Source organism: Ruminococcus sp. (genome assembly GCF_017650195.1).
Lineage (GTDB): Bacteria > Bacillota > Clostridia > Oscillospirales > Ruminococcaceae > Ruminococcus.
In genome coordinates this window covers 1-5207 of record NZ_JAGCFH010000009.1, presented here as the reverse complement: position 1 = coordinate 5207, position 5207 = coordinate 1, and the positions used below count along the sequence as shown (strand labels likewise).

Sequence of the window (5207 nt, the reverse complement as noted above, 5' to 3'; positions counted from 1 at the left end):
CTGTTAGTGTTAGGAGAATTATGATAGGGTTATTTCTGAATGATACTATAGGATGTAGATTTAACAATGCTTTAACTGCTCTTGTGTTTCCGCAGCCAGGGCAGTGTAAACCTGTCGTTTCATGGAATATACAAGGCCCTAAAAATTTGCTTAAGGACATTATCTGATTCCTGAAAAGAAATGCAACTAAAAGCAATACGGGGACGCCTATAAGTACAGCTAACTTTATACGTTTGGTTTTATCCATTTTAATAGATGGATTAAGAATTAAAGGACTTGGTAAGTGATGAAGCAGTACCTGTTGCAAGGCTGATAATCATCCAAATAACCCAAACGAGACCTGCAGCAACAGCGACTCCACCCATGATGATACCAGCAAGAGCCATACCCTGTCCTTCACAGTTTTTCTTCTTTGCAAGAATACCAGTAACGAGAGCAGCAATACCAAAAATAAGGTTTGGAGCACCTGTGCAGCAACAACTGAGAAGTGTTGCAAGAATAGCAACGATACCGCAAACGAGAGATACTATAGAGAGTACTTTGCTACCGCCTGCAGCAGGCGCACCACCATAAATAGCATCTGGAGATATAGCCTTCTCAGCGGAATCTGTAGCATTACCAAATGCTTCACTTACTGTATCAGCGACTTTTTCTCCGAAAGTATCAGCTGCATCGCCAGCAGCATTAACAACATCAGCGACTTTGTCACCGAGAGAAGCGTTTGCATCAGCAGCTTCGCCTGAAACAACATCAGCAACCTTGTCACCAAAATCGTCAGCAGCTTCGCCAGCAGCATCAACAACACCAGTAACAGTATCAACTACCTTATCACTTACATTTTCTGCGGCGTCGCCGAATGATTCAACTTTTTCGGCAACCTTATCAGCTATTGTATCTGCGCCTTCCTGAGCAGCATCTGCAACTGCCTCAGCAGCATTGTTAACTTCCTCGGGAACGCCTGTGGGATTGAGCTTATTGTCTTCCATAGTGTTTTCCTCCAAAAATATAAAAAGTATAGCTATATGATATCATATTAAAACAATAAAGTCAATACATTATTTCACACATTCGTCACAATTACCGTATTTTTCAAGCTTTTTTGACCTTTTTATATTTTATAGTTGTGGAAAGTTGTTGGTTAGTAGAAAAAATAGTATCAAAACTATCTCAAAAAACGCATAGACTGGTTATAATCAGCCTATGCGTTGTAATAATATGTTTAGTAGTATTTATCTAATAATTCTTAGACAACTGTTATGCTTCCACCGGTCCAGTTCTCAAAGGCGTATTTTTCAAGCGACAGATCATCTGCACTGTTTCTGAACATATCTTCACGTGCTTCATCTGGTGGCATATAATATATTCCAATTGGATATACAGTCCCTTTCTTTGCCTTTTCAGGGACTTTGAAGAAGAACTTCACAATTTCACCATCTCCACCCATATCACCTTCAAAGATTTCAGTGAAAAATAAGCAGCCAAGATGATTGGATGTAAGTTCTTCAGGAAGCTGATTAACCCAAAGCATTCCAACCGATCCTGAAGAGTGTTTTGAAGCGGCACCGAGTTCATACGAAATCCGATTATTTGCCGGATCATCCATAACACATTCTAAGTCTTCTCCAAATGTTACATGAATGCCACACATAGTCCAGTTCTTGTGTGCGCCACTTACGATCAAAGATATTTCGGCTGTTTCTCCTGGAGCAGCTTCAACATTTGAAAACATAAGTTTAGGTCCTTCAACAGCTGCAACTACACTATCGCTGTAAGCTCCTGTTGGTGAAGGCGTTGAATCCTTTTCTGTAGATCCTGGTGATGAGTTTGTGGAATTACCGCAGGATGCTGACAAAACAAGCATTGCCGTAGTCGTTGCAATGGCAATTAGTTTTTTTAAGTTCATTCTTCCGTTTGCTCCTTTTTCTTTCCTGAAACAGTTATGTTATCCCCATCAACAGATATGCTAATTTCATCTATATTTGACGAGTTGGTGATTATCATTTCTGCAACTTTGTCTTCAACATCCTGACGGATTACACGACGTATATCACGTGCACCATATGGTTTGCCGAAAGATTTCTCAGCAATGAGTTTAAGTGCCTGATCATCATAAGATACTGAAATGTTTTTCTCTGCAAGAGGTTCCTTCATTTCATCTAGCATGAGAGCTGCTATATGTGCAAAATCCTCTTTGGTTAACTGTTTGAATACAACTACTTCATCGATACGACTAATGAATTCAGGACGAAGGAATTCACGTAGTCCTTTCATCGCCTTGTCGCGGGAGATCTCATTTTCAGTACGGTTGAAACCAACACCGACACTCTTATCTGTTGAGCCTGCGTTAGAAGTCATGCAGATTATTGTATTTTCAAAGTTGATGTTTCTTCCTTGTGCGTCATCAATATGTCCTTCATCCAAAATTTGCATGAGAATATTCATAACATCAGGATGAGCTTTTTCAATTTCGTCGAACAAGATTACTGAATAAGGTTTACGGCGAACTTTTTCAGTAAGTTGACCTGCTTCATCATATCCTACATATCCGGGAGGAGATCCTATCATTCTGGCAACAGAATGCTTCTCCATATATTCTGTCATATCAAGTCGGATAAGAGGTTCTGTCGAGTCGAACAGTTCCTCAGAAAGTGCTTTAACAAGCTCAGTTTTGCCGACACCTGTCGGTCCAACAAAAATAAATGATGCAGGTCTTCTGCGTTTATTGAGCTGTACTCTTGTTCGTTTGATTGCGCGAGTTAGTACTTCAACTGCTTCATCCTGTCCAAGTACACGTTTCTTTAATGCATTCTCAAGTTTGGTTATCTTGAGGAATTCTGTTTCTGCAATTTTGCTTGCAGGGATACCTGTCCAAAGTTCAACTACTTTTGTAATATCTTCTTCAGTGACCTGAACATTTTCAGCTTTTTCCTTTAGTTGTGCCGCGTCATCACGAGCGTGAATAAGCTTTCCTTTTACCTCAGCGAGAGCTTGATAATCTGGTTCATTCTGCTCTGACAGGGTAGTCTCCATTCCTTCAAGCACACTGATTTCTTTGATTTTCTTAGCATATTCAGCTATCTCAGGTGAGCGGATATTTGCATGAGCACAACCTTCGTCCATGAGGTCAATAGCCTTATCAGGAAGGAATCTGTCAGTTATATATCTTTCGGAAAGTACCGCACAAACCCTTATAAGGTAATCAGAGATATGAACTTTATGATAGTCTTCATAGTATTTCTTGATACCAAGGAGAACATTTACAGTATCTTCTATAGTAGGTTCTGTAACCGTTACAGGCTGAAAACGACGTTCTAATGCAGAGTCTTTTTCAATGTACTTTCTGTATTCTCCGAATGTTGTAGCTCCGATTACCTGAACCTCTCCTCGTGAGAGTGCCGGTTTAAGAATGTTTGCAGCGTTCATCGAGCCTTCAGAGTCCCCTGCACCTACAAGATTGTGTACTTCGTCAATGAAAAGAATAATATTTCCTTCTCTTTTGACTTCATCCACAAGTCCTTTGACACGGCTTTCAAACTGGCCACGGAACTGTGTTCCAGCAACAAGTGCAGTAAGGTCGAGGAGATAGAGCTTCTTGTCTGCAAGGTTCAGCGGAACATCGCCCTCATTGATTCTCTGTGCTATTCCTTCTGCAATTGCAGTTTTGCCGACGCCAGGTTCACCGATAAGGCACGGATTGTTCTTTGTTCTGCGAGACAAAATCTGAACAACTCGTGCTATTTCTTTGTCTCTGCCGATTATTCGGTCAAGCTGACCGTCAGCAGCTTTCTGCGACAGATTTGTACAATAACTTCCAAGGAACTTGAGTTCTTTCTTTTTTTCTTTCTTTTCAGTTTTTTCTCTTCCGAACAGTCCTTTTTTTCTAGGTTTCTCTTCACTATCCGGGAGCGTTGAATCAACGTCTTTATCCTCTGAACTGTTCTCTTCTCCGAACATATTTGAGATGAAGTCCGGCATTATTCCCTGCCCTCCCATCTCAAAAGAGTCGCCGTCCAGCATTCCCATCATCTGATCAGAAAGCTGGTCGATTTCTTCGTCAGTAATACCAAGTTTTTCCATATATTCAGCAACCTGCGGAATTTTTCTTTCTCTAGCACAGGCGAGGCAAAGGCCTTCATTCTTTTTTTCATTTCCCTGTACAGAGGTAATGAATACGACAGCAGGTCGTTTTTTGCAATTGCTGCACATTATCATAGGATGTTCCTCCTGTTAAGATGGTTAAACACACTTAGAGTGATGATACGAAAGTGTAGAAGTATTTAAAAATAATAGATTTATCAATAACACTATTGTTGAAAAAGAGCATCTCGTCACTTCCCATGATAGCCCATATTCGTATTAGTGCTGCGGCTACAGTAACAAACAAGCCACCTTTGATGATACCGATGATTCCTCCGCAAATATGTGCGCCAGCATCGATTTTTGTATCGTCTCTGGACATATATTGCTGCAGTATCAGATATATCATAATTGCTGCTGCAACGAAAAGAAGTAGGAAGCCGATGAGCTTGTAAATTGTTACAAATGCAGGCGCTGTATAGTGGTCAGCAATATATTTTGCGGCAGGAGTGCGATCTTCTCTGTCTGTAATAAGAGGAGCAAGTTCCTGCATACCACTACTGTCACTTCGGATTTCCTTTGCTGCGGTTTCAGCAGCGTACTTATTAACATTTTGTGAGACAATGTCACGAATGACAACAGCATATCCTTCGTGAACAAGACTTATAACTTCTTCATCCTCTGCAATTCGACGGCCATTAATGTTGTTTATATACTTCACAAGTTCTTCGTCAATATTCTTTTCTCCTCCGAAAATAGATGTAAGTTTTTCAGGATTTACACGAAGTGAATATCCAAGCGATTCAAGATAGGAAGCATATTTATTAACGAAAGTGTCTGATTTAAGAGATCTGTCGATGTTGTTTATACAACTGCTTCTCATTGTGTTTTGGTAAAGAGTTTCAGCGGTACTACTGCTAATTCCAAGAGCTAAGGCAAGTGCTATACCATAGCCTACAGTAGTAATCGCAGCTTTAATAGCTTTTGTATATAAAATAGATTATTTTATTGAATTATATGAAAACTATATGGAGACTGGTTCTTTAACACCAAAGAAAACTCCATCAGATAATTTATCTAATGGATATATACTTATTGGTGAGAAGAATAGTTATATGAGAATTAAGAAT

Annotated in this window: 5 protein-coding genes; all 5 read right to left on the bottom strand. The window is 39.9% G+C overall.

The window, feature by feature from the left end; genetic code table 11:
• Nucleotides 1-160, bottom strand: a 160-nt coding sequence (locus J6U00_RS15125) for a DUF2752 domain-containing protein (protein WP_365717593.1), incomplete at its 3' end; no start/stop codon positions are given.
• A 100-nt stretch (nt 161-260) separates the two neighbouring features.
• Nucleotides 261-986 carry a hypothetical protein gene (locus tag J6U00_RS00300; RefSeq protein ID WP_296577436.1) on the bottom strand — a complete coding sequence of 242 codons (726 nt, stop codon included), beginning with the start codon at nt 984-986 and terminating at the stop codon, nt 261-263.
• A gap of 257 nt (nt 987-1243) precedes the next feature.
• On the bottom strand, nt 1244-1903 hold the full coding sequence (locus J6U00_RS00295; protein WP_296577434.1) for a hypothetical protein: 660 nt from the start codon (nt 1901-1903) through the stop codon (nt 1244-1246).
• A complete protein-coding gene (locus J6U00_RS00290) occupies nt 1900-4212 on the bottom strand; it encodes an ATP-dependent Clp protease ATP-binding subunit (RefSeq protein WP_296577431.1) in 2313 nt (770 codons plus the stop codon). The genes J6U00_RS00295 and J6U00_RS00290 overlap by 4 nt, the downstream gene beginning before the upstream one ends.
• A 34-nt stretch (nt 4213-4246) precedes the next feature.
• Nucleotides 4247-4960 (bottom strand): hypothetical protein, encoded by a 714-nt coding sequence (locus J6U00_RS00285; RefSeq protein WP_296577429.1) that lies wholly within the window; start codon nt 4958-4960, stop codon nt 4247-4249.
• Nucleotides 4961-5207 lie beyond the last annotated feature (247 nt).

Bases quoted from the DNA above. Each gene is read 5' to 3' on its own strand.
- J6U00_RS00290 (WP_296577431.1), bottom strand. From the start codon at position 4,212: ATGATAATGTGCAGCAATTGCAAAAAACGACCTGCTGTCGTATTCATT.
- J6U00_RS00285 (WP_296577429.1), bottom strand. From the start codon at position 4,960: ATGAGAAGCAGTTGTATAAACAACATCGACAGATCTCTTAAATCAGAC.
- J6U00_RS00300 (WP_296577436.1), bottom strand. From the start codon at position 986: ATGGAAGACAATAAGCTCAATCCCACAGGCGTTCCCGAGGAAGTTAAC.
- J6U00_RS00295 (WP_296577434.1), bottom strand. From the start codon at position 1,903: ATGAACTTAAAAAAACTAATTGCCATTGCAACGACTACGGCAATGCTT.